Genomic DNA, 24,904 nt, shown 5'->3' with positions numbered 1-24,904 from the left:
AAACGCCTGCCGGAGCCATCGAACCATGTCCTACCCATCGAGCACCATGACCGACATTCACAAGCAACCCGCGTCGACCCTTCGTTTCCCCCCGTCGTGGACCGCCGCGGCGGCCGCGCTGATGCTGGCCGGCTGCAGCATGACGCCGGTGCAGCTCACGCGCGACGAGATCGTGGTGCGCGTGCGCCACGACCAGAAGCAGCTGTACAAGGACCAGGCCGCGGTCGCCACGCCCATGACGTATTCCGAGGTGCTGGCGCGCGCGCTCAAGTACAACGCCGACTACCGCCTCAAGCTCATGGAGTCGGCCCTGGCGCGCGGCCTGCTCGACGTGTCGGCCGCCGACATGCTGCCCAAGCTGGTGGCGGATGCCGGCTACAACGACCGCAGCAACGATTCGGGCGGCACCAGCATCGGCATCGAAGACCGCGTGGTGAGCCTGCGGCCCTCGACCTCGGAGCAGCGCTCGCACTACTACGGCCGCGCCACGCTGTCGTGGAACGCGCTCGATTTCGGCATCAGCTACTTCCGCGCCAAGCAGGCGGCCGACGAGGTCAACATCGCGGAGGAGCGCCGCCGCAAGATCCTGCAGAACATCGCGCAGGACGTGCGCAGCGCCTACTGGCGTGCCATCGGTGCGCAGCAGCTCATCGGCGATGCCGACCGGCTGGCCGTGCGCATCGAGGACGCGTTGAAGAAGTCGCGCGAGGCCGAGCGCGCCGGCGTGCTGCCGCCCGCGCAGGGCCTGGCCTACCAGCGCGCGCTGCTCGATGCGATGTCGCTGGTCAACGCCAAGCGCCAGGAAATGCAGTTCGCCAAGCGCGAGCTGGCCGCGCTCATGAGCCTGCCGCCGGGCGTCGACTTCACGCTGGTCGAGGGGCCGCAGGACGGGCGCGCGCCGGTCACGCTGGACATCGACAAGCTCGAGGTCGCCGCGCTGGAAAACCGCGCCGAGCTGCGCGAGGAAGACTACAAGGCGCGCATCGGCATCGCCGAGACCAAGAAGCAGATCGCCTCGCTGTTCCCCAGCCTCAACCTGTACGCCGGGGCGCGCTACGACTCCAACTCCTTCCTCTACAACAGCAACTGGAGCGACGCGGGCGTGAGCCTGTCGATGGACCTGTTCCGGCTGGCGGCCATCCCGGCCATCAACCGCACCAACGACGCGCGCAAGAAGACCGACGAAGCCCGCCGCCTGGCGCTGACCATGGCGGTGGTCACGCAGGTGCGCGTGTCGGCCGAGCGCTACAAGCTGGCGGTGGTCGACCAGGAGCTGGCGGCCGAATCCAGCCGCGTCGACCAGCGCATGGCCAGCGTGGCGCGCGCCGGTGCCAGCAACCAGCTCGAGAGCGAGCTCGAGGCGCTGCGCGTCGATGCGCGCGCGCTGGTGTCGCGCTTCCAGCTGGCCACGGCCTATGCGGCCACGCAGACCTCGTACGGCCGGGTGCTCAACTCGGTCGGCATCGACCTGATGCCGGCCACCGTGGCCAGCACCGACATCAAGACCGTCGCCAAGGCCATCGAGCAGAGCATGGCCGAAGGCGAGAAGGCGGTGTTCCTCGAAGCGGCGCTGATTCCGGTGCGCAACCGGCCGGTGAGCGTGCGCGTGCGCGACCTGCCGTCGGGCGTGAGCGAAGCGGCGGTGCGCGGCGCGGTCGAGCGCATCGTCACGCGCAACGAGCTGGTGTCCTCGGGGTCGGCCGATGCGCTCGTGCTCACGCTGGCCTTCCAGCGCAATGTGCCGCAGCAGCGCGGCACCACGCGCGCCCAGTGGCGGCTCACGCTGGCCGAGCCGGGCGGGCGCGAGCTGCTGTCGCAGAACTACGCGAGCTACGTGCCGGCCGTGACGACCGAAAGCGCCGTGAGCGCCTTCGCCGAGGCGGCGACGCTGTCGGTGATCACGGACGTGCGGCGCCTCGCGCGCACGGGCGCCACGGTGACGCAGAAGTGAAAGCGAGCCCGCCCTTGAAACCGTCGTCCTTCTCCGTGCTTCGCATCGGCGTGCTCCTGGCCTGCGCCCTGGGTGGCGCCCTGCAGGCCGGCGCCCAGCCGGCACCCGCGCCGCGCAGCGCTCCGGCGGGTGCGCCGGGCAACCTGGCGCCGGTGCGTTTTCTCGTGGTGGCCGCGCAGGAAAGCGTGCTCTCGGCCTCGGCCCCGGGCCGCTTCGCGAAGGTGCCGGTGAGCCTGGGCGACACGGTGCGCGCGGGCCAGGTGTTGGCCGCCTACGAATGCGACGAGATCCAGGCGCGCCGCGCCGCCGCGCGGGCCGAGCACGAAGCCGCCAAGGTGCAGTACGTGGGCAAGCTGAAGCTGCAGGGCCTGCAGTCGGCGGCCGAGATCGAGGTCGAGCTGGCGGCGGCCAACGTGAACAAGGCGCAGAGCCAAGTCCGCATCTTCGACGCGCAGATCGCGCAGTGCAATTTCGTGGCGCCGTTCGCCGGCAAGGTGGCGCGCGTGCATGTGAAGGTGGGGCAGGGCGTGAACCCCGGCGCGCCGGTGGTCGAGTTGGTGGGCAACGGCCCGCTGAAGGCGCGCATGAACGTGCCCTCGCAATGGCTCGCGTGGCTGAAGACCGGCCAGCGCCTGGACGCCACGGTCGACGAGACCGGCGCCGCCGTGGTGCTGAAGGTCACGCGCGTGTCGGGCCGCGTGGACGCGGTGAGCCAGACCATCGAGATCGAGGCCGAGCTCGCGGGCGACGCGGCCGGCCAGGTGCTGCCGGGCATGAGCGGGCAGGTGCGCGCGCCGGTCGGCAGGGGATGAGCGCCGCGCGCGGCAAGGGCGGAGCGTCGTGACCGATCTCGCGTTCCATGCGCTGGCCGCGAAGGTGCGCGCGGCGCAGCGTCCGGCCGACCTGGCCTTCCTGATCTGCAACGAGACCCACGCACTTGCGCCGTACCGGCAGGCCGCGCTGGTCGGCTTCTTCGGCGCGCGCCGCACGCGGCTGGTGGCGCATTCGGGGCTGGCCGATGTCGAGTCCGACTCGCCCTATGCGCTGTGGCTGGCCTCGGTGGCCGACCACCTGAAGGCGCGGCTGGACGAACTGCCGGCCGCCGCGCGCGTGCTGGCGCTGTCGCCCGGCATGCTGCCGCCAGCGCTCGCCGCCTCGTGGGCCGACTGGCTGCCCGACCAGGTGTGGGTGCTGCCCATGGCCGACCCCGACGGTCGCGCGCGCGCCGCGCTGTTCCTGGCGCGCGAGGCGCCGTGGCCCACCGAGTTCGACGCCAAGGCGCCCGAGTTTTTGCTGCTCCAGGCCGCCGCGATGTACGGCCATGCGTGGTGGGCGCTGACCGGGCGCCGCCGCTCCATCGGCACGCTGCTGCACGACGCGTGGGCGCGCAAGCCGCTGCGCTGGGCGCTGGCGCTGCTGCCGCTCGCGCTGCTGGTGCCGGTGCGCGAGTACGCGCTGCTGCAGGCCGAGGTGATCTCCACGCGCAGCCAGGTGATCGCCTCGCCGCGCGACGGCGTGATCCGCCGCATGACCGTGCCGCCCAACACGCCGGTGGTGGCCGACCAGACCATCGCCGAGCTCGACGACACCACGCTGGACAACCGCCTGGCCGTGGCGCGCGCGGCGCTGTCGACCGCGCGGCTGGAGCTGCACCAGGCCTCGCAGCGCGCCATCGAGTCGCAGTCGGCCAAGGCCGAGCTGAGCCTGGCCGAAGGCAAGCTGCGCGAACGCGAGGTGGAGGTGGGGGCGCTGCAGCGCGAAGTGGCACAGCTGCAGATCAAGGCGCCGGCCGCGGGCGTGTTCGTGTACTCCGACCCCGACGACTGGGCCGGCCGCCCGGTGCAGACCGGCGAGCGCGTCGGGCTGCTGGCCGACCCGGCCGTGCTCGGCGTGCAGGCCTGGGCGCCGGTGAGCGAGGCGGTCAACCTGGCACCGGGCGCGCCCATGACCTTGTTCCTGCGCGTGGCGCCGCTGGACCCGGTGTCGGCCCGGCTCGACCACGCCGGCTACCAGGCGGTCGAGGCGCCCAACGGCGTGGCCAGCTACCAGCTGCGCGGCCACCTGAGCGAGCCCTCGGGCGTGGCGCGCATCGGCCTGCGCGGCACGGCGCGCGTGTCGGGCGAATGGACCGTGCTCGGCTACCTGCTGCTGCGCCGGCCGTTCGCGGCGGCGCGGGAGTGGTGCGGATGCTGAGCGGCACGGCGCCCGCAGGCCGTGGCGCCCCCCCGGGTGCCGCAGCGCCGCCGCCCTGGCCGGCGCTGCGCGAGGAACTGCAGATCCATCCGGCCGGCGCCAACGGCGACGGCTCGCCGGCCTGGCACGTGTGCGACCCGGTGCGCAACCTGTTCTTTCGCATCGGCTGGCTGGAGTTCGAGATCCTGCAGCGCTGGCCGATGGCCGACGCCGCGCGCATCGCGCAGGCGATCGAACGCGACACCCCGCTGGCGCCCGATGCCGACGGCGTGGCGCGCTTCCAGGGCTTTCTCGAACAGCACCAGCTGCTGCGCACCGTGCGCCGCAAGCCGCCGATGCCGGCGTGGCGATGGCTGCTCAACAACTACCTGTTCGTGCGCATTCCGCTGGTGCGGCCGGCGCGGCTGCTCGAGAAGATGCTGCCCTGGGTCGAGTGGCTCTACAGCCGCTGGTTCGTGGCGCTCAGCGTGCTCGCCGCCGGCGTCGGCGTGCTGCTGGCCGCGCGGCAGTGGGACACGGTGGCGGCCCAGTTGCGCGGCGCCATCAGCTGGGAGGGCGTGCTGGGTTTTGCGGGCGCGCTCGTGGTGTCGAAGCTGCTGCACGAGATGGGGCACGCGCTCATGTCCACGCGCCACGGCGTGCGCGTGGGGCACATGGGCGTCGCGCTGCTCGTGATGTGGCCGATGGCCTACACCGACACCGGCGAGAGCTGGAAACTGGCGCGCTCGCGGCACCGCCTGGCCATTGCGTCGGCCGGCATCTGCGCCGAGCTGGTGCTGGCCGCGTGGTCGACGCTGCTGTGGGCCTTCATGCCCGACGGCGACCTGCGCAATGCGCTGTTCTTCCTGGCGACGACGGCCTGGGTGCTGACGCTGGCCGTGAACGCCAGCCCCTTCATGCGCTTCGACGGCTACTACATGCTGACCGACGCGCTGGACTTTCCGGGCCTGCACGAGCGCGCCGGGCAGCAGGCCAAGCGCGCGCTGCGGCGCTGGCTGCTGGGTTTCGACGATCCGTCGCCCGAGACGCTGACGCCGGGCTTCCGGCGCTTTCTCATCGCCTTCGCGTTCGCCACCTGGGTCTACCGGCTGGTGCTGTTCATCGGCATCGCGGTCGTGGTCTATCACGCGTTCTTCAAGGCGCTGGGTGTGTTCCTCTTCATCGTCGAGATGGGCGTGTTCGTCGTGCGGCCGGTGATGGCGGAGCTGCGCGTGTGGCACGCGCGGCGCGACGAGATCAAGCCGCGGCGGCGCGTCGTGGCAGCGGTGTTGCTCGCACTCGTGGCGGCGGTGCTGCTGGTGCCGTGGCACGGCGGTATCTCGGCGCCGGGCGTGCTCCGGGCCGGTGTCGAGCAGCCCGTGTTCTCGCCCTACGCCGCGCGGCTGGCGGCGATGGAAGCGAACGACGGCGTGGCCGTGGCGGCGGGGCAGTCGCTGCTCACGCTCGAAGCGCCGGGCCAGACCGAGGAGCGCGAGAAAGCGCGCGTGATGTCCAGCGCCTACGCGCGTGCGGCGCGCGGCGCCATGGGCCTGGAAGAACGCCCGGCGGCGCAGCAGGTGCTGGCCGAGCAGCAGGCCAGCCGTTGGGACACCGAACGCCGCGCGCGCGACGCCGAGCTGCTGCGCCTGCGGCTGGTGGCGGCGCACGGTGGCACGCTGCGCGACGTCGATCCGCTGCTGCAGTCCGGCACGTGGGTGGCGCCGTCGCAGCTCATGGCGATGGTGGTCGACGGCCGGCGCTGGCGCGTGGAAGCGCTGGTGCCCGAGCACGACCGCCAGCGCCTGGCGGCCGGCAGCCGCGCGGTGATCCTCGTGAAGGGCCGCACGCGCAAGCTCGAAGGGCAGGTGCGCGCCATCGACAACAGCCCGGTGCGCCGGCTGCCGCACCTGCTGCTGGCACAGGACCACGGCGGCCCGATCGCGCTCAACCCGACCGCGCAGAAGAAAGACCTGCGTCCGGCCGAAGCCTGGTTCCGCGTGACGGTGGAGGGAGAGGACGACGCGCCGGTCGATGGCGTGCGCGAGGTGCGCGCGCATTTCGAAGGCACCCGCGAGAGCCTGGCCCGCCGCTGGGTCCATGCGGCGACCGCGGTGCTGATCGAGCAGTCGGGGTTCTGAACAAGCGCGCCCGCTTGCGCCGGCCGGCCACGTGCCGGCAGGCGATGCCCGCGGTCTGCCTTACAGCCGGGTGTGCTCGGAGCGCGGCAGGCGGTCCTGGTCGGAACGCAGGACTGCCAGCATGCTCATGAGCGTCACGCCCGCGGCAAGACCGACCAGGAAAGCAAGCACAACGAGGGAGGGGTCGGTTGTCATGCGGTTCTAACGCCGACCCATCCCGCAAGGTTTACGAGTGTTTACACTTATTTGTCATGTCTGCAGGTCCGGGGTAAACAGGCGTCTGCAAAAGGGTCCCTGTGCTTCGGCGCCCACCTGCCACACGGCGTGGCTATAGTCGTTCGACCATGCAGAAACGGATCGAGGTTGTCTTTGTCTCGCGGCGCAATTCGCTGCGCAGCGTGCTGGCCGAGGCCTGTCTTGCCCACCTCGATGCGAAGCGCTTTTCGGTGCGCTCGTGCGGGCAGCCGGGGCGGCTGGCGGCGGACGTGCATCCCGCGGCCATCGAGGCGCTGGGCAGCGCCGGCATGGCCTTGCCGACCTCGCCGCCGCGCAGCTGGGACCTGCTGGCGCGCGCGGGATCGCACAACGCCGATGTCGTCATCACGCTCGACCCCGCGCTCGAACCGCTGCAACCGCGCTGGCCCGGCCAGCCCGATGCGGCGCTGTGGCCTTACCCCGACGTGGCCGGCGCCAACACCGGACCGGACGACGCGGCGCATGGCGCGCTGCAGGTGCTGTACTCGCTGCGCCGCCGGCTCGAACTGCTGGTCAACCTGCCGCTCGTGGGCGCCGACCGCAGCGCGCTGCGCTCCGACATCCGGGACATGGCGCACATGCGCTGAGGCGATCTAGGGCGCGGCGAGCCGCAGCACGAAGGTCTTGGTGTGCGGGTCGGTGAGAAACACCTGCGCCACCTGCCAGGCCTGCGCATGCGCGTCGCGCCAGGCGGTGGCGTACTTGATGTCCAGGCGGGTCATGGGGGGCTCGTCGAGCCGCTCGAGCCGGCGCCAGAGCCGGTAGCAGTGCGCGACCTGCCGGGGCGAGCCGAGCAGTTCCTCGAGCTTGATGCGGTAGGTGAATGCCGCCACCATCACGTCGCGCACCGTGACGTTGCGGCCCTCGACTTCGATGGTGTAGAGGTGTTCGGCGGAGTGGGTCTCGTCCTTCATGCGGCGGCGCGGAAATCGGGGCGGACGGTGTCGACCTGCGGGGCAGGCCGGTCGGGAGGATGCGCAGAAAGAGGGAGACGGATCACGGCCGCTCCATCCTAGATGGCACGCTGTTTCGGCGCGAGTGCCGAAAGTCATGCGGATGTTCACACATGGTGTCCCTTTGCGCGAAGCGCGTGAAATTGTTATTAAACGAAATTAAATGCTAATACCTAGGAACTATGTCCTAGGGCGGCGCCGGCAGTAGCCCTAAGCTCCTCACTGACATGAGCGCCACACAGCAACATCTTTTCGTCGAACTTTCCGACGGTTGGTCCAGCGAGATCGACATCCGCCAGACCACCGGCGGCCGCTATGCCGGCGTTGCCGAACTCCGCCTGCGCGGGCTCAAGCGCGGCGTGCTCGTCTTCATGCAACAGCCCTCGCTGGACGCCGCGGTCGCGCGCGTGCGACTGCGGGCCAGCCAGTTCGCCCGCGAGCGCCTGTCGCTCGCGGAAGCCCGGACCGGCGCACGGGCGAGCTGACCGGGTTCATCCGCACCCGCCGCAGCCCGCGGTTGAAGTTTTTCTATCCCGGCCATCGGGATTGCCAAACCCGCTGCGCCCGCAAGCGGCGCACCATCGAGGCTCACGGATCTCACCGATGGAGCACACGACATGTTGAAGACCTTCAGGAAAGCCATGGGCGTCGCCATTTCGCTGGCCGGGTTCGTGGTGCTGGTGACCCAGCAACTCTGAACGCCCGGCCTCTTTTCCCGCATGGCGTCGCTCAGGGCCGGGGCGGCAGCAGCGGCGAGGTGTACACCGCCGGCGGCGGACGCTGCGGATACACCGAGGTGCCGAAGGTGTTGCCCATGCGGTGCCCGGTCGCCGCGCGGTTGAACAAGCCCAACTGATTGCCCGGCCGCTGCGTGATCGCTTCCGAGGCCAGCCCGGGCGCCGCGTCGTCCGGCCCGCGCGCGGGCATCGTGGGCGCGAGCTTGCGGGTCAGGCAGTCGTAGGCGGGCGTGCGCTCGCCGTTCACCACCACTTCGACGCAGCTGCCGTCGGCCTCGCCGCCACCGGAAGGCGGTGTCTGCGCCGCCGCGCCAGTGCCGATCACCGAGAGCATCACGCCGAACAGCCAACCACCGACGCGCATCGTTGCACCCCAGGAAAAAAGAAGAAGAAACGCCGTGCCGCGACCACGGCCAACCGGGCAGTCTGGACCGCGCGCAAGTCAGGAAGAAGACGGAATCTCGCGAGGTCGGAAGTGTGAACGAAACGTCACATGTCGGTCATGCACGGTCGCTAGTCTCGCCCGCACGCTCACCCGGGCCGCACGGCGGACGGCCGCTTTCCAGACCCTTCGTTGCTGCTGTTGATCCTCCGTCACATGACACGTACTTCCGCATCGGGCGGTGGCCTGACACTGTCCTGGTGCCTGGTCATGGCGCTGGTGATGTGCGCCGCCCACGCCGCGGCAGCCGACGACATGGCGAGCGACGCGCCGGCGCTGCATTTCGACCTGCCGGCGCAGCCGCTGGCACGCTCCCTCGCCGTCTTCGGTCACCTCACCGGGCATTCGGTGCTCGTCACCAGCCGCCTCACCGACGGCCGCGAGGCGTCGCCGGTGCAGGGCGACTTTGCACCGCGCGACGCGCTGCAGCGGATGCTCGTGGGCACCGGGCTGGTGGCGCGCTACACCGGTGCCAGCGCGTTCACGCTCGTGCCGGCACCGTCGGCGACTGCCGTCCCCGACGAACGCGTGCCGGCGGGCGCCCCCACGGCCGGCAACGTCCCGGCCTTGCAGGCCTACGCGGCCGTGCTGCAGGGGGCGGTCACGCGCGTGCTGTGCATCGCGCAGCCCGACGCCTTCGGTCGCTACCGGCTTGCGGTCCAGCTGTGGATCGACCCGGCGGGCGCCGTCACCGAGGCCCGCCTGCTCGAAGGCAGCGGCGTGCCGGCGCGCGATGCCACGGTGCTCGCCAGCCTGCGCGCGCTCGGCCTGGACACGCCGCCGCCGGCCGCGCTGCCGCAACCCGTCACGCTCCTGCTGACCCCGCGCCCCGACCCGGCGCGCGACTGCCGGCCGTACCTGCGCGCGCGCGCAGGCTGAGTCGCATGTCCGAATCGATCAAGGCCTCGCTGCGCGCGCTGTTCCTCGCGCGCTATGCGCAGTTCCGCAAGCACCTGCACCACCGCCTCGGTTCGGAAGACCTCGCCAACGACGCGCTGCAGGAGGCCTACCTGCGCGTGGAGAACTCGACCGTGCGCAGCGCCGTGCGCTACCCCTCGGCCTACCTGTTCCGCATTGCGCTCAACGTGGCGGAAGACCAGCGCAAGAGCAATTCGCGGCTGCTGAGCGTGGGCGAGGTCGAGGCGCTGTACGACATGGCCGACGAAGCCGCCGACCCCGCGCGCGGCGCCGAGGCGCGCAACGAACTCGAGGCGCTCGAGCGCGCGCTGGCCGAGCTGCCGCGCCGCCGCCGCGCCATCGTGCTGGCCGCGCGCGTCGACGAGATGCCGCACAAGGACATCGCGGCGCGCTACGGCGTGTCGGCGCGCACCGTCGAGAAGGAATTGCGCGCCGGCCTGGAACATTGCTGCGAGCGGCTCGGCCGGGATTTCATCCAGCGCTTCGGTCCTGGCGCCGGAAAACAGTCTCCCCATGATGACCGCTGAAGAAACCCAGGCGACCGAGGCCATGAAGCAGACCCTGCAACGCGAAGCGCAAGCCTGGGTGGTGCGGCTCGGCTCGCAACAGGCCACCGAAGACGACGCCCAGGCCTTCCGGCGCTGGTGCGCGCGCAGCCGCGACCACGCGCAGGCCTTCGTGCAGGCACGCCACGTGTGGCAGGCCATGGCGCCGGCCGCGCAGCGCGTGCGCCAGCAGGAAGCGCGCGAGGCGGCCCACCGCCGTCTGCCGGTGCCCGGACGCCGTGCCTTCCTGGGCGGTGCGGTCGCGGCGTCGGTCGCCTACCTCGCGGTGTCGCCGCCGCTGGCGCTGTGGCCCTCGGTCGCCGAATGGGGCGACGACTACCGCACCGCCACCGGCGAGCAGCGCGAGGTCGCCATGGGTGAGGGCGTGGTGCTGCAGATGAACACGCAGACGCGCATCAACCTGCGCCGCGGCGCGACGGAGAGCGCGAGCGAAGCCATCGAGCTGGTGTCCGGCGAGGCCGAGGTGCTGGCCGGCGGCCCGGCCTCGGCGCGCGTCACGGTCGCGGCGGGCGGTGGCACGGTGTCGGCCACGCGCGCGCGCTTCAACATCCGCCACCTCGAGGGCGAGGTCTGCGTGACCTGCCTCGCGGGCCAGGTCGACGTAGCGCAGGGCACGCAGCAGGCGCGGATCGACGCAGGCCGGCAACTGCGCTACGGCCCCGCGGGGCTCGGTGTCGTGACGGGCGTGGACACCGGCCCCGTCGTCGCGTGGCGCCGGCGCCAGCTGGTGTTCGACCAGGTGCCGCTGTCGCAGGTGGTGGCCGAGGTCAACCGCTACCGCCACGGCCGGCTCATCCTCACGAACGAGGCGCTGGGCCGCAGCCGCGTGCAGGCCAGCTTCTCCATCGACCGGCTGGACGACGTGGCCTTCCTCGTGCGCGATGTGTACGGCGCTGAGCTCACGCAGCTGCCCGGCGGCATCGTGCTGCTGGGCGCCGCGAGCGCCTGAGGCGCGTTCGTGAAGATTTCGTGACATGGTGCAGTCGCGCCGGACCTTCGCTGTCATAGCTCGGTAGTCCACGGGCCCTTGCGCTTCGTGGCCCCGATCGAGCAACGAAACACGAACCCATGGAAGTCCGCATGCAACGCAGCAGCCGCCGCACGGTGTCCCGGCGCAATCCGCCGAACGCGTCCTCTTCTTCTTATTCGTCTCCCGCATTCGCGCAGGTCCGGCTCACGCCGCTGGTGCGCGCCATCGCGCTGCTGCTGGCCGGCGGCGCCGCGTTCGACGGGGCGCAGGCGCAGCAGGCGTTCAGCGGCGCCTGGATGGCGCAGAAGAACATGGCGCAGAGCACCGCGCTGGCCACCGGCCGCCTGCCCAACGGCCTGCCCGCCGCGATGCTCGCGGGGCCGCAGGCGCAGCAGCAGCGTGCGAACGAACAGCTGCAGCAGTCCCTCGGCAACCTGAACCTGGCGGCGCGCGCCATCGCGGCGCAGCAGTCGGCGCAGGCCGCGGCGCGCGCCGCCGCGCAGCACGACCCCTCGGTGCCCGACGGCCTGGCCGAAGGCGGCCTGAAGGTCGACACGAACGCGCTCACCGCCGGCTGGCACAACGCACGCCCGCTCACCACTGATTCACAGCGCCAGGCCGCGGGCCGCACCGTGGTCACGGTCGAGCAGACGGCCGACAAGGCGATCCTCAACTGGGAGACCTTCAACGTCGGGCGCAACACCACGGTGAAGTTCGACCAGCAGGCCAGCTGGTCGGTGCTCAACCGCGTGAACGACCCGAAGGCGCGGCCTTCGCAGATCCAGGGGCAGATCCAGGCCGACGGCACGGTGATGGTCGTGAACCGCAACGGCATCGTGTTCAGCGGCAGCAGCCAGGTCGACACGCGCAACCTCGTGGCCGCGGCCGTGGGGATGAGCGACGCGCAGTTCAAGCGCGGCCTGTACAGCGAAACGCGCGGCAGCACCCAGGTGCCGGTGCTGGCCAACGACCTGGTGCTCCACGCCACCGGCGCCACGCACGGCGCGGCCACCGCCGACGTGGTGGTGGAGCCCGGCGCGCGCATCGCCACGCGCCGGCCCACCAGCGTGACCGAGGGCGGCGGCTACGTGCTGCTGGCCGGGCGCGAGGCGCACAACCACGGCAGCATCACGACCGCCAACGGCCAGACCGTGCTGGCCGCCGGCGACGCCTTCGTGATCCGCAAGGGCATGGGCACCGACGGCAACAGCGACTCGAGCACGCGCGGCAACGAGGTCGATCCGCTGCGCCTGGCCGGCAGCGCCGCCGGCCGCGTGCGCAACACCGGCCTGATCGCCGCGCCGACCGGCGACGTGACCCTGGTCGGCAAGACCGTGGAGCAGCAGGGCGTGCTGCTGTCCAGCAGCTCGGTCAACACGCGCGGCACGCTGCACCTGCGGGCGGTGGGCGAGGCCGGCGAGGCGCGCGTCACGCTGGCGCCGCAGAGCACCAGCGCGATCGTGCTGGCGAACGACGGCGCCACCGCGCTCGACGTGCAGCGCGACACCCTGCTGAAAGATTCGATGCGCCTGAGCGACGGCGGCTACAACCGCCGCGACCAGTCGCTGGTGAAGATCGACTCGGCCGGCGACATCGACTTCGACGGCGGCTCGCTCACCCTGGCCACCGGCGGCCAGGTGCAGGCGCGCGCCGGGCGCCGCACGCGCGTGGCCAGCGGCGCCGCCATCGACGTGGCCGGCGCGGTCGGCGTCGGCGTGGCCATGGCGTCGAACAACGTGAAGATCAACGTGCAGGGCAACGAGCAGCGCGACGCGCCGCTCAACCGCGACGGCAAGCGCCTGAACAACCTGGACATGTGGATCGACCGCCGCGACCTCGTGCGCGTGGCGGCCGGCGTCAACGGCTACGCCGGCGAGCGCTGGTACACCGGCGGCGGCCTGCTGGAGGTCGGCGGCTACCTCAACACCGACGGCCACACCGTCGGCGAATGGGCCGCGTCGGGCGGCACGGTGGCCTTCGCGGGCGGCGAGCTGGTCACGCAGCGCGGCTCGCGTATCAACGTGGCCGGCGGCACGCTCGACGTGCAGACCGGCCGGCTGCAGCAGAGTTGGCTCAAGGGCCCCGACGGGCGCCTGTACAACCTGTCGACCGCGCCGGCCGACATCGTCTACACCGGCCTCTATCGCGGCTTCGAGGACGAGCACGCGCGCTGGGGCAAGACCACCACCGGCTACTTCTACAACCCGCTGATCGCGCCGCGCGAACGGCTGGAAAACGGCTACACCGTGGGCCGCGATGCCGGCCAGGTGCAGGTCGGCACGCGCGCCGCGGTGCTCGAAGGCGACATCGACGCCACCGTGTTCCAGGGCGAGCGCCAGCAGCGCAAGCGCGATGCGGGGCTGGACAGCTACCGCCAGCTGCAGACCGCGGCCCCGCTGGCCGGGCGCCTGGTCATCGGCGGCGTGGCGCCGGTCTACGACGCCGCCACCGGCCTGCTGCGCGACAACCCGTCCGCGCGGGTCGACCGGGTCACCTTCGCCGAGGCGCCGATCTCGCCTGCCGCGCTGGCCGATGCACTGGCTGCCGGCGAGGCGCTGCCGAAGGAGCTCGCGGGCCATGTGCGCATCGACAGCCAGTGGCTGCAGCGCCAGCGCCTGGGCGGCGTCGTCGCCTATGCGAACGACACGGTGGCGGTGACGTCGGCCCTTGCCGTCGCACCCGGCGGCAGCATCGCGCTGCACGCGCCCACGGTGACGGTGGAGGCCGATCTGGTCGCGCGCGGCGGCAGCATCGCGCTGGGCGACCTGGTCAGCCGCTTCGCCAGCGCCAACGGCGGCAGCTGGGTCGACATCTCCATCGCCGACGTGCTGCCGATCGGCTACGCGCCGCGCGTGGCGGTGGGCGAGGGCGTGCGGCTGGATGCGCGCGGCCTCTGGAGCCACATCGCGCAGTCGCCCGACCGCATCGAGGGCCTGCCCTATGTCGATGGCGGGCAGGTGACGCTGCGCAGCACCGGCGATGTGGTGCTCGGCGCGCGCAGCCTGGTCGACGTGTCGGGCGGCGCGGCCCTGCTGGCCGGCAACGAACTGCGCGGCGGCCGCGGCGGCGACGTGACGCTGATGGCGGCCCAGCCCGGCAACGAAGGCGCGGGCCCCGGCACGTTGCGCATGGACGGCGAGGTGCGCGGCCACGGCGTGAAGGGCGGCGGCAAGCTGACGCTGGCCAACGGCGCGGCCATCGGCATCGGCGAGCTGCCCGCCGGCGGCGACGGCCAGCTCGCGGCGGGGCGCAGCAGCACCGTGCACCTGCGGCTGGCCGGCGACTACGTGATCGCGGCCGGCAGCGAAATCCCGATGGACTTCGCCGTCACGGTATCGCGCGCGCTGCCGGGCGAGGCGCTCAAGGAGAGCGTGCAACCCGGCGTCAGCAACGCGCGCACCGTCATCACCGGCGCCGACTGGGTGGTGCCGCCGGGCACGCAGGCGTTCCTGCTCGACGGCAAGGGCTACGAGCCGGGCCAGACGGTCCCGGCCGGCAGCGTGCTGGCGGCCATCACCCTGCTGGCCCAGGGCTACGTGCTGCCCAGGGACGTGTTCCCCTCGGGCCTGCCGATCCCGCCCAAGACCACGTCGTACAAGGCCGGCACGGTGGCCGCCGCCGACACCGTGATGCCCGCGGGCACGCCGATCGTCGCCGGCACCGCGCTGCCGCGCGCGGTCGCGGTGCAGCCGCTGCTGCGCCTGGACACTGACTTGTTCCGCAGCGGCTTCGCGCAGTACACGGTGCGCGGCCAGGACGGCGTGGCCGTGGCCGACGGCGCGCGCGTGGACGTGCGCATGCCGGTGCAGCGCTTCGACCCCGTCGCCGGCGCGCTCGCGCCCACCGGCGCCGACCCGTCCGTCGCGCTGCCGCTGTGGTCCCCGCCGGTGTACCAGGACGACCCGGTGAAGCAGAAGCTCACCCAGCGCGCCGGCGCCGACCTGACGCTGGAGGCCGGCACGCTCTACCAGCGCGCGCCGCTGGTGGTGGGCGAGGGCGCCCACATCGCGCTCGATCCGGGCCGCACGCTCACGCTGCGCGGCAACGACCAGATCACCGTCGATGGCACGCTCTCGGCCTGGGGCGGGCGCGTCGCGCTGCTGCCGGGCGATCACGGCACGGGCAACGCGCGCAACCTGGCCGACGGCATGCCCAACGCACGCTCGTACTGGATCGGCGAGCACGCGCTGATCGACGTCGCCGCGCGCCCGGTGGTGGCCACCGACGCGCGCGGCCACCGCTACGGCCAGGTGGCCAACGGCGGCACCATCGAGATCGGCGCGCGCCACGTGCTCGATGCCACGCAGGTGGACGCGGCCGATGCCTTCGTGGTGCTGCGCCCCGGCGCGCGGCTGGAGGCTTCGGGCACCTCGGCGACGCTCGACCTGCCGGGCCGTGGCGCCACCGAGGTCGCCAGCCACGGCGGCACCATCGCGCTCAGTTCTTTCCGCGGCCTGTTCCTGGACGGCGACATGCGCGCCGCGGCGGGTGGCGCGGGCGCGGCCGGCGGCATGCTGGCGCTGAACCTGGACACGCCCATCTACGGCACCGTGGCGCGCTACAACCTGAAGGGCGAGAACGTCGACGACGCGGTGCGCGTGCCGCGCGAGATGCTGCTGGCGCAGGTGCAGGGCCGCAGCGCGGTGGCCGACGCCGCCGGCCTGCGTCCGGGCCAGGCGCACGGCGCGCTGGCCTACGGCACGGCGCGCATCGGCGTCGACCGCATCCACGACGGCGGCTTCGACAACCTGTCGCTGCTCAGCCACGGCATGCTGTCCTTCGACGGCAGCGTCGATCTTTCGCTGGGCCAGAGCCTGCGCCTGACCACCACCGCGCTGGCCCTGGCCGAGGCGTCCGCGCCCGATGCGCGCGTAGCCCTGGCGGCGCCCTACATCCGCCTGGCCGCCAGCGGGCGCACCCAGATCGACGACTACATCCTGCCCAACCCGGTGCTCGGCTCGCGCAACGCCGGCGGGGGGGCCGGCACGCTGGGCGTGCCGCTGGTGTCGGCCGGCAGTTCGCTGCGGCTGGACGCGCAGCTCATCGACCTGGCGGGCATGGTGCAGCAGGGCGTGCGCGGCACCATCGTGCGCAACGTGCCCGAGGACCTGGTCGTGGAGCGCAACGCCTTCGACCGCACGCTGCTGCGCAGCAGCGGCGACCTGCGCTTCTCGAACAACGCCAGGTTCTACGTGCCGGGCGACCTCACGCTGGCGGCGGCGCAGATCTATCCGGCCACCGGCGACAGCGGGCTGGTGCAGGTCGGCCAGCGCAACGTCATCGACAAGTGGGGCACCCGCCAGGCCGAGATGGACATGAACCGCCGGCTGGTGATCGAGCGCGTGGGCGACACGCCGGCCATGCCGCAGTCGGCCTTCGGTTCGCTCACCTTCCACGCCGCCCACATCGAGCAGCGCGGCGTGCTGCGCGCGCCGCTGGGCGGCATCGCGCTGGGCAGCGTCTTCGGCGACACCTCCACCAGCACCGTGCAGCTGCATGCGGGCAGCCTGACCTCGGTCAGCGCCGACGGGCTGCTGATGCCCTACGGCGGCACGCAGGACGGGCTGACCTATCTCTTCAACGGCAAGGACGTGGCCTACCGCGTGCCCGGTGTCGGCCCGGCCATCACGCTGTCCGGCCACGCGGTGGACGTGCGCGAGGGCGCGGTGCTCGACATGTCGGGCGGCGGCACGCTCACCGGCACCGCCTTCCTGGCCGGGCGCGGCGGCTCCACCGACGCGCGCATGCACCCGCTGGTGCAGGTGGGCGCGCAGCGCAAGGGCTTCGTGCTGCCCGGCCTGGCCACCAACCCGGTCTATGCCATCGTGCCGGGCGTGCAGCCGCTGCAGGCGCCGCTCGGCGCCGAGAAGGGCGCGAGCGATCCGGCAGTGGGCCGGCAGATCACCATCGGCGTCGGCGTGCCCGGCCTGCCGCCGGGCCGCTACACGCTGATGCCCTCCACCTACGCGCTGTTGCCCGGCGCCTTCCGCGTCGAGCTCAACGGGCTGGCCGCGCAGGTCGGCGCGCCGGGCAGCGCCACGGCGATGCGCAACGGCTCCTACACCGCGCCCGCGCAGCTGGGCGTGGCCGGCACCGGCATCCACGACGCGCTGCCGCTGCAGGCGGTGTTCACGCCGGGCGACGTGCTGCGCACCTACGCGCAGTACAACGAGACCGGCTATGCCGACTTCGCCGTGGCGCAGGCGCTGCGCGACGGCGTGCCGCGCCCGCTGCTGGAGCGCGACGCCAAGGCGCTGCGCTTCCAGTTCGGCCTGAAGGGCACGGCGGGCGAGATGCCCGGCGAACCCGCGCTGCGCTTCGCCGGCACCGCGCGCTACGCCACGGTGGGCGACGGCATGGGCGGCACGGCGCTGGTGCTCGGCGGAACGGCGCGCTCCTTCGAGGTGCTGGGCGACGGCGCCGCGCCCACGCCGGACTTCAAGGGCACCTCGCTGCATGCGCGCGACCTCAACGCCATCGGCGCCGCGCAGCTGGCCATCGGCGGCGCGCCGGCGGGCACCTTCGTGCAGGACCCCACCGCGGCCGACCGGCTGAGGGACGCCAACCGCCTGGGCTTCAGCAGCGCCGCCGAGGGCATCGTGCTGCGCGAGGGCGCGGTGCTGCGCGCGGGCGAGGTGTTCCTGGTCACCGACCGCCGCGACTCGGGCATCACCGTCGAGTCCGGTGCCGGCATCGACACGCTGGGCCGCGGGCCGGCGGCCTGGGACTCGCGCCGTGGCTACATCTACGAGCCGGGCTTGCGCAGCGTGCTGGCGGTGTCCAACGGCTGGATCGACATCCAGCCGCCGTCCGCGTCCAGCGGCGGACAAACGGGCCCCGGCCGCATCGACATCGGCGTGTGCACCCCCAGCGGCAGCTGCAGTGCCGGCGCGCGGCTGTATTCCGAAGGCACCATCACCGCCGCCACCGACCAGGCCTTCACGCTGGGCGAAAGCACGCGCTACGGCACGCGCAACCTGGTGCTGGCGCTGGGCGGCATCAACGTGGGCGGCGAACGCGCGCTGGGCGATGCCGCTGCGCGCGGCGCGCTGCCGCCGGGCCTGACGCTGAACCAGTCCGTGCTCGACCGCCTGCTGCGCGGCGACACCAGCACCGGCGCACCGGCGCTGGAGAACCTCGTGTTCACCGTGCGCGACGCGGTCAACTTCTTCGGCTCCACGCAGCTGTCGACCATCGACCCCGCCACCGGCCAGTCGACGATCGCGCGCCTGATGCTGACCACGCCCGCCATTTACGGCTGGGGCGACGCCGACAGCGTGGCGCGCATCCACACCGACGTGCTGGTGTGGAACGGCACGCGCACGCCGCCCGGCCTGGTGGCCACCGGCGGCGCGGGCACCGGCAGCGGCCGGCTGCAGATCGACGCCCGGCGCATCGAACTGGGCGCCGCGCGCGACATGCGCGTGGACACCGTGCACGACATGGACCGGCTGGTGCTGGGCTTCGGCGAGGTGCAACTCAACGCCAGCGAGCAGGTCACGGCGCGCCAGAAGGGCTCGCTCTCGGTCTACCAGTCGCAGGGCGCGTGGGACGAGGCGGCCAAGGGTCATGTGCGCACGGGCGGCGCGCTGCGCATCGACACGCCACTCTTGACCGGCGAGGCCGGCTCGGTGATGCGCTACGCCGCCGGCGGCGACGTGCGCGTGGCCGCGCCGCAAGGCATGCAGTCGGCCACGATGACCGATGCCGACGCGTCGCGCGCGCTGGGCGCCGAGATCGCCATCGACGGACGCAGCGTGGCGCTCGACACCGCGGTGGTGCTGCCCAGCGGCAAGCTGGTGCTGCGCGCCGACGGCGACGTGCAGCTGCAGGACGGTGCGCGGCTGGACCTGGCCGGCCGGCGCCTGCGCTTCTTCGACGTCGACAAGTACAGCTGGGGCGGCGACGTGGAGATCGAAAGCCGCACGGGCAACGTGCGCCAGGCCGCGGGCGCGCAGATCGACCTGTCGGCGCAGAACAACCGCGCGGGCCGGCTGGCCGTCACCGCACTCGGCGCGGGCGCTGGTCACGTCGAACTGCTGGGGCGCATCGCCGGCGGCAGCAGCGGCGAGTACGACGCGGGCGGCACGGCGGTGCCCTACGCGGCGGGGCGCATCGACGTGCGCGCGCAACGCCTGACCGATTTCGCCGGCCTGAACCGCCGCCTGACCGACGGCGGCGTGGTCGGCGAGCGCAGCTTCCAGCTCAAGCAGGGCGACCTGGTGGTGGGCGACGAGCTGAAGGCGCGCGAGATCAACCTCTCGGTCGACGGCGGCCGCCTCACCGTGGCCGGCACCGTGGACGCCGGCGGCGTGCAGGTCGGCAGCATCCGGCTGGCGGCGCGCGACGGCGTCACCATCGCCAGCAACGCGCTGCTCGACGCGCACGGCACGCGGCTGCGCGTGGACAGCTACGGCCAGGCCATCGAGGCGCCCAACCGCGCCACCATCGAGATCGACAGCGGCAAGGGCCGCCTCGTGCTGGAGAGCGGCGCGCGCATGGACCTGCGCGCCGGCACCGACGGCACGCCGCGCGCCTTCGGCACGGTGGAGCTCAATGCGCCGCGCCTGGGCGGCGCGCGCGGCAACGACATCGACATCGACGCCGGCGGCACGCAGCGCATCGAGGGCGCACGCACGATCACCGTCAACGGCTTCTTCCGCTACGACGACGCGCCCACGGGCACCGACCCGGACATCAGCGGGCGGCCCTACCAGCGCATCGACCAGGCCTACCTGCAGGCCAAGCACGAGGACAGCACGGCCTTCATGCGCAACGTGCTGGCCAACAGTGCGCTGGTCGACGGCCGGCTGGCCGGCCTGCGCGCGTACGGCGACGCCTTCCACCTGCGCCCCGGCGTGCAGATCGTGAGCCGCACGCCCGACGGCGACCTGCAGATCGATGGCGACCTCGACCTCTCGGCCTTCCGCTACGACAGCCTCAACGCGCGCACGCAGCGCACCGGCGTCTACGGCTCGGGCGAGGCCGGCGCGCTGGTGATGCGCGCGGGGGGCAACCTGAAGATCCACGGCAGCTTCAACGATGGCTTCGACACCTCGGCGCTGCCGGCCACGCGCGACGACGACGGCTGGGTGCTGCTGAAAGGGCGCGTGCCCTTCGGCGGCGACGTGGTGGTGCCGCGCGGCGGCGTGGTCACGCTGGCCGAGAACACCTTCCTGCAGCCCGGGCGCGCGCTCAACTTCCAGGCGCCGCTCAAGGCCATGAGCCTGGCCGCCGGCACCGTGCTGCCGGTGCGCGCGGTGCTCACCGAGGGCTACACGCTGCCCGCGGGCACCGTGCTCGGCGGCGCGGTGCGCGATGCGTCCGGCCAGGTCCTTCATGCGGCCGGCACCGTGCTGGCGCAGCCGCTCGTGCTGGGCGCGAACATGCAGCTGGACCCCGGCGTGCGGCTGGCGGGCGCGGCCAAGGTCGGCCCGATGCTGTGGCCGGTCGGCGTGCCGTTGCCGTTCCCCGACGGCGCCGTGCTGGACGTCAACCAGCCGCCGTTCTATCGCTACAACGGCCCGGTGCTGGCGCGCGAGGTGCCGCTGCAGCGCGGCGCCGTCATCCCGGCCGAGACGGTGGTCGTGCTGCCCGGCGGCGCGGCGTCGGTCCGGCTGCGCCTGGCCGATGGCGACGGCAACCAGGGCCGCAACTTCGCCATCGCGCCGATGCTGGCCGAGGGCTCGCAGTCGTGGTCGATGCGCCTGGTGGCCGGTGCCGACACGCAGGCCGCCGACAGCCGCGCACTGCAGCCGCGCGGGCCGCAGCGCGACCTGCTGCTGGCCGACACGCACTACGGCAACGCCTTCACGAAGCAGCTGGTCTCCGGCGGCAAGGTGTGGTCCTGGAACCAGCAGGCGGCCGACGAAGGCTGGGGCAGCTTGGGCAGCATCCTCACGCCGGAGGAGGTGTCCTGGGGCATGTGCGACATCGGCTATTGCGACCTGGTCTCCGAGACCCCCGAGGTCTGGGACTTCAAGTCCTATCCCGTGCGCCAGCCGCTGTTCAGCGTGGTGCGCACCGGCACCGGCGACCTGGACCTACTGGCCGGCAACGACTTCACGCAGCGCTCGCCCTACGGCATCTACACCGCCGGCACGCGCGCCGCGGCGCGCGCCGACGACGCCGACTTTCACCTGCCGCGCGCCAAGGGCCCGCAAGGCACGGTGCTCAACGGCGGCTACGACATCTTCGAGCAGTTCGTCGACAGCCAGAGCCTGTACCGCGCCTGGTACCCCGACCACGGCGGCAACCTGCGCATGCGCGTGCAGGGCGATGCGCGCGGCGACACCATCGGCGTGCGCGGCAACATGCGCCGCACGACCGACGAACTGGGCGTCTTCCGCAAGCAGATGCCCAGCGCCATGCTCGGCAACTGGCTGTGGCGCCAGGGCACCGGCAGCGTGGTGCCGGGCGCCGAGGGCGTGCCCACCGCGTGGTGGATCAACTTCGGCAGCTACGTCGCGGGCCACGAAGGCACGACCTACGACCTCGGCGGCCTCTGGCCCTACCTGGTGGGCTTCACCGGCATCGGCACGCTGGGCGGCGGCAACCTGGTGTTCGAGACCGGCGGCAACGCCGGGATGATGGAGCAGATGGGCGACCACAGCGCCACCTACGTGGCACGTAGCCAGGGCCTGCATCTCGCCGTGGGCAGCACCGGCCGCGTGACGCGCGCGGGCGAGCTGCTGCTGACCGGCGGCGGCGACCTGGACGTGCGCATCGGCGGCACGCTGAACCCGGCGCCCGAGGTGCGCGCAGTGCCCGCCAGCACCACCTGGCAGGCCGGCAGCCTCCAGCGCTACGACCGCATGCGGCTGGACCTGAACGGGGTCTTCGCCAACCTGCGCGGCGCGCTGCGGCTGGAAAGCGGCGCGGTGGGCGGCATCGAGCTGGACTTCGGCACGCCCGGCCCGAAGGACTCGCGCGCGCTCAGCCCCTACGTCGCCGGTTCGTCGATCGCCTCGGGCGGCCCGGTGCTGATCCCCGGCGATGCCGGCGTGCGGCTCGATGCGCGCGGCGACCTGGTGCTCGGCGGCGTGGCCGATCCGGGGCGCGTGCCCACGCTCACGCACGGCACGCCCTTCAGCGCCAACGGCACGCAGCACCCGGGCGAAGGCTGGACCTGGTTCTCGCTGTGGACGCCGTCGACCGCGATCGACCTGTTCAGCGCCGGCGGCAACCTCACGCCGACGCTGGGCTGGACCGACCTGGGCGATCGCACGAACCACCAGGCGACCGACGGCCGCTTCGTCTACCCGGCGGTGCTGCGCGCGCTGGCGGCCAGCGGCAGCCTGTACTACGGCAGTGCGAGCTCGGGCGTGCGCGACGAATCGAGCAACGGGCCGGTGCTGTCGCCCTGGAGCCTCACGCTGGCGCCGTCGCCGGTCGGCCCGCAGTACGCGGTGAAACGCACCGCGCAGCTGGAGCTGCTGGCGCGCGACTCCATTCACGCGGCGGGCTACACCGTCACGCCCTCGGGCGCCGATCCGTCGCGGCTGGTGGACCCGTTCCAGCCGGGCTTCGCCGCGCTGGGCGGCGAACTCTGGTACGGCCGCGAGCTGATCCACAACACGGCCGCCGACGCGCTGCTGCCCTCCATTGCACTGGACGGCCAGAATTCGTGGCTGCGCTTTCCGCTGTTCACGCTCACCTCGCCCAGCGTGGCCGACGTGGCGCCGGCGGGCCAGCCGCCGTCGCGCTTCTATGCGCTGGAGGGCGACATCGTGGGCCTGCGCACCGGCTCGATCGTCTACCGCGGCTCCAACACCGGCGTGGCGACGCCGAACGGGCTCTGGTACGAAGGGGCGGGCCCGGTGGCGATCCGCGCCGGGCGCGACATCGTCGGTGCCGGCACCGCGCTGGGCGAGGTCGATCTCGTACCGTCGGAGGGCGCGGGCTGGCGCGGGCGCGATTTTCCCGGCCGACCGGAACTGCCGCCGCAGCCGCAGACGCTGAACGCCGCCTCGGCGCGCGGCAACCTGATCGTGCACCGCCACGCCGACGACGTGTCGGTGGTGGAGGCCGGGCGCGACATCCGCAACAGCAGCTTCCACATCGCCGGCCCCGGCGAGCTGGTACTGAGCGCCGGGCGCGAGCTGTACATGGCCGACAAGGGCGAGCTCAAGAGCCTGGGCGCCATCGTCAACGTGAAGCCGGGCGACCGCAGCAGCGGCGCCGGCATTTCGGTGGCGGTGGGCGTGGGCCGCGACGGGCCGGACTGGGCCGGCTTCGCCGCGCGCTACCTCGATCCGAAGCGCCGCGCCGCGAGCGGCCAGCCCTTCGCCGACCAGCCCGGCACCGCGCTGTACAGCTACGGTGGCGAACTCACGCTGGCCGGCTGGCTGTCGCAGCAGTTCGGCTACGGCGGCGACGAGGCCGGCGCCGATGCCTACCTCAAGCGCAAGCAGGCCGAGATCGACGGCCAGCGCAGCGAAGGCGGCGGCAGCACGCGCCGCGACCTGGTGCGCGAGTTCGGCCTGGCCGAAGGCCTGCACCTGGTGAACTGGCTGCGCGATCGCTTCGGCGGGCGCAACAGCCAGGGCCGCCACTTCGACGCCGCCACCATGGACGCGCAGGCCTTCTTCGCCGCGCTGCCGCCCGAGCAGCAGCAGGTGTACCTGCGCAACGTGTACTTCGCCGAGCTGCGCGCCGGCGGGCGCGAGTACAACGAAGAGGGCGGTCCGCGCCGGGGCAGCTACCTGCGCGGGCGCGAGGCCATCGCCACGCTGTTCCCCGCGCAGGGCGCCGACGGCGGCGCGCGCCGCTACCAGGGCGACCTGACCATGTTCAGCAGCGCCAACTACTACGCGAGCAGCTCGGACCCGTTCACCAAGCGCCCGCAGGCCGGCAAGAGCTACCTGCGGCGCGACGCCTGGACGGCCGCCGGCCGGCCCAGCGACATCGGCGTGTACGACGCGCTCGATGCCGGCATTCACACCAACTTCGGCGGCAACGTGAACATCCTCGTGCCGGGCGGGCGCACGCTGGTGGGCGTGGACGGCGGCTTCGTGCCGGGCGAGGGCTCGGGCGTGCTCACGCAGGGCGCGGGCGAGGTGCAGATCTACTCGCTGGACAGCATCCTGCTGGGCCAGAGCCGCATCTTCACCACCTTCGGCGGCGGCATCCTGGCCTGGTCGGCGCAGGGCGACATCAACGCCGGGCGCGGTTCGAAGTCGACCGTGGTCTACACGCCGCAGCGGCGCCTGTACGACGACGCCGGCAACGTCAGCCTGTCGCCGACCACGCCCAACACCGGCGCCGGCATCGCCACGCTGAACCCGATCCCCGAGGTGCCGCCGGGCGACATCGACCTGATCGCACCGCTGGGCACCATCGACGCGGGCGAGGCGGGCATCCGCGTGTCGGGCAACGTGAACCTGGCGGCGCTGCGCGTGGCCAACGCCGAGAACATCCAGGTGCAGGGCAAGTCCACCGGCGTTCCGGTGGTGGCGGCGGTGAACGTGGGCGCGCTCACCAACGCCAGCGCCGCCGCCTCGCAGGCCGCCACCGCGGCGCAGGACGCCGTGCAGCGCGACCGCGCGGCGCAGCGCCAGGCGCTGCCCTCGGTGTTCACCGTGCGCGTGCTCGGCTTCGGCAACGAACCCGCGGGCGGCGAGGGCGGTGGCGGCGGTGCCGGCCGCGAGCGCAGCGGCGCGGCCTACGACCCCAAGGGCGTGGTGCAGGTGCTCGGCGCGGGCGCGCTCACGACCGCGCAGATGCAGTCGCTCACGCCGGGCGAGCAGCGGGGGCTGAAACGCTGAGGCGCTGAACCTTTGCGCTACCCGCGCAGGCGGAAA

The 24,904-nt window shown here is 72.8% G+C and carries 13 protein-coding genes; 10 read left to right on the top strand and 3 right to left on the bottom strand.

Annotated elements, in window-relative coordinates:
• Window positions 1-46 precede the first annotated feature (46 nt).
• The 4 genes from FFI97_RS00935 to FFI97_RS00920 are packed head-to-tail and all read left to right on the top strand — an operon-like array spanning window position 47 to window position 6,261.
• A complete protein-coding gene (locus FFI97_RS00935) occupies window positions 47-1,951 on the top strand; it encodes a TolC family protein (RefSeq protein ID WP_185993530.1) in 1,905 nt (634 codons plus the stop codon).
• A 14-nt stretch (window positions 1,952-1,965) separates the two neighbouring features.
• The gene (locus FFI97_RS00930) at window positions 1,966-2,763 is read left to right on the top strand and encodes an efflux RND transporter periplasmic adaptor subunit (protein ID WP_159276240.1); all 798 of its coding nucleotides are present in this window, start codon (window positions 1,966-1,968) and stop codon (window positions 2,761-2,763) included.
• Window positions 2,764-2,791: 28 nt separating this feature from the next.
• Window positions 2,792-4,144: an efflux RND transporter periplasmic adaptor subunit gene (locus FFI97_RS00925; protein WP_139702521.1), complete on the top strand. Its 1,353-nt coding sequence runs from the start codon at window positions 2,792-2,794 to the stop codon at window positions 4,142-4,144.
• Window positions 4,138-6,261 carry an HlyD family efflux transporter periplasmic adaptor subunit gene (locus tag FFI97_RS00920; protein WP_144004330.1) on the top strand — a complete coding sequence of 708 codons (2,124 nt, stop codon included), beginning with the start codon at window positions 4,138-4,140 and terminating at the stop codon, window positions 6,259-6,261. The genes FFI97_RS00925 and FFI97_RS00920 overlap by 7 nt, the downstream gene beginning before the upstream one ends.
• Before the next feature lie 60 nt (window positions 6,262-6,321).
• Here the strand turns inward: FFI97_RS00920 and FFI97_RS33830 are convergent, their stop codons facing one another.
• Complete coding sequence (locus FFI97_RS33830) at window positions 6,322-6,456, bottom strand: hypothetical protein (protein WP_260684871.1); 135 nt, start codon at window positions 6,454-6,456, stop codon at window positions 6,322-6,324.
• Window positions 6,457-6,605: 149 nt separating this feature from the next.
• Here FFI97_RS33830 and FFI97_RS00915 point away from each other — a divergent pair, with 149 nt between their 5' ends.
• Window positions 6,606-7,103, top strand: a complete 498-nt coding sequence (locus FFI97_RS00915) for a low molecular weight phosphatase family protein (RefSeq protein WP_139702520.1) — start codon at window positions 6,606-6,608, stop codon at window positions 7,101-7,103.
• A 6-nt stretch (window positions 7,104-7,109) separates the two neighbouring features.
• On the opposite strand, the gene FFI97_RS00910 is transcribed toward FFI97_RS00915, so the two are convergent.
• A complete protein-coding gene (locus tag FFI97_RS00910; RefSeq protein ID WP_070061202.1) occupies window positions 7,110-7,430 on the bottom strand; it encodes a hypothetical protein in 321 nt (106 codons plus the stop codon).
• Window positions 7,431-7,696: 266 nt separating this feature from the next.
• On the opposite strand from FFI97_RS00910, the gene FFI97_RS00905 reads away from it, so the two are divergent.
• A complete protein-coding gene (locus FFI97_RS00905; RefSeq protein ID WP_062482654.1) occupies window positions 7,697-7,954 on the top strand; it encodes a hypothetical protein in 258 nt (85 codons plus the stop codon).
• Between the two features lie 244 nt (window positions 7,955-8,198).
• Here FFI97_RS00905 and FFI97_RS00900 read toward each other — a convergent pair whose 3' ends face one another.
• Window positions 8,199-8,570 carry a hypothetical protein gene (locus FFI97_RS00900; protein WP_139702519.1) on the bottom strand — a complete coding sequence of 124 codons (372 nt, stop codon included), beginning with the start codon at window positions 8,568-8,570 and terminating at the stop codon, window positions 8,199-8,201.
• A 234-nt stretch (window positions 8,571-8,804) separates the two neighbouring features.
• Here FFI97_RS00900 and FFI97_RS00895 point away from each other — a divergent pair, with 234 nt between their 5' ends.
• The 4 genes from FFI97_RS00895 to FFI97_RS00880 all read left to right on the top strand — a co-directional run bounded on the left by FFI97_RS00895 (window position 8,805) and on the right by FFI97_RS00880 (window position 24,868).
• Window positions 8,805-9,527: a secretin and TonB N-terminal domain-containing protein gene (locus tag FFI97_RS00895; protein WP_260684870.1), complete on the top strand. Its 723-nt coding sequence runs from the start codon at window positions 8,805-8,807 to the stop codon at window positions 9,525-9,527.
• A 5-nt stretch (window positions 9,528-9,532) separates the two neighbouring features.
• Window positions 9,533-10,093, top strand: a complete 561-nt coding sequence (locus FFI97_RS00890; RefSeq protein WP_095745876.1) for an RNA polymerase sigma factor — start codon at window positions 9,533-9,535, stop codon at window positions 10,091-10,093.
• The gene (locus tag FFI97_RS00885) at window positions 10,083-11,081 is read left to right on the top strand and encodes a FecR family protein (RefSeq protein ID WP_260684869.1); all 999 of its coding nucleotides are present in this window, start codon (window positions 10,083-10,085) and stop codon (window positions 11,079-11,081) included. Before FFI97_RS00890 ends, FFI97_RS00885 begins: the two co-directional genes overlap by 11 nt.
• Before the next feature lie 131 nt (window positions 11,082-11,212).
• The gene (locus FFI97_RS00880) at window positions 11,213-24,868 is read left to right on the top strand and encodes a filamentous haemagglutinin family protein (protein ID WP_185993529.1); all 13,656 of its coding nucleotides are present in this window, start codon (window positions 11,213-11,215) and stop codon (window positions 24,866-24,868) included.
• Window positions 24,869-24,904 lie beyond the last annotated feature (36 nt).

This window comes from Variovorax sp. KBS0712 (assembly GCF_006323185.2).
In the GTDB taxonomy this organism is placed as follows: Bacteria; Pseudomonadota; Gammaproteobacteria; order Burkholderiales; family Burkholderiaceae_C; genus Variovorax; species Variovorax boronicumulans.
Note: the sequence above shows the minus strand (reverse complement) of the source record. Positions and strands in the feature narration are given on the sequence as shown.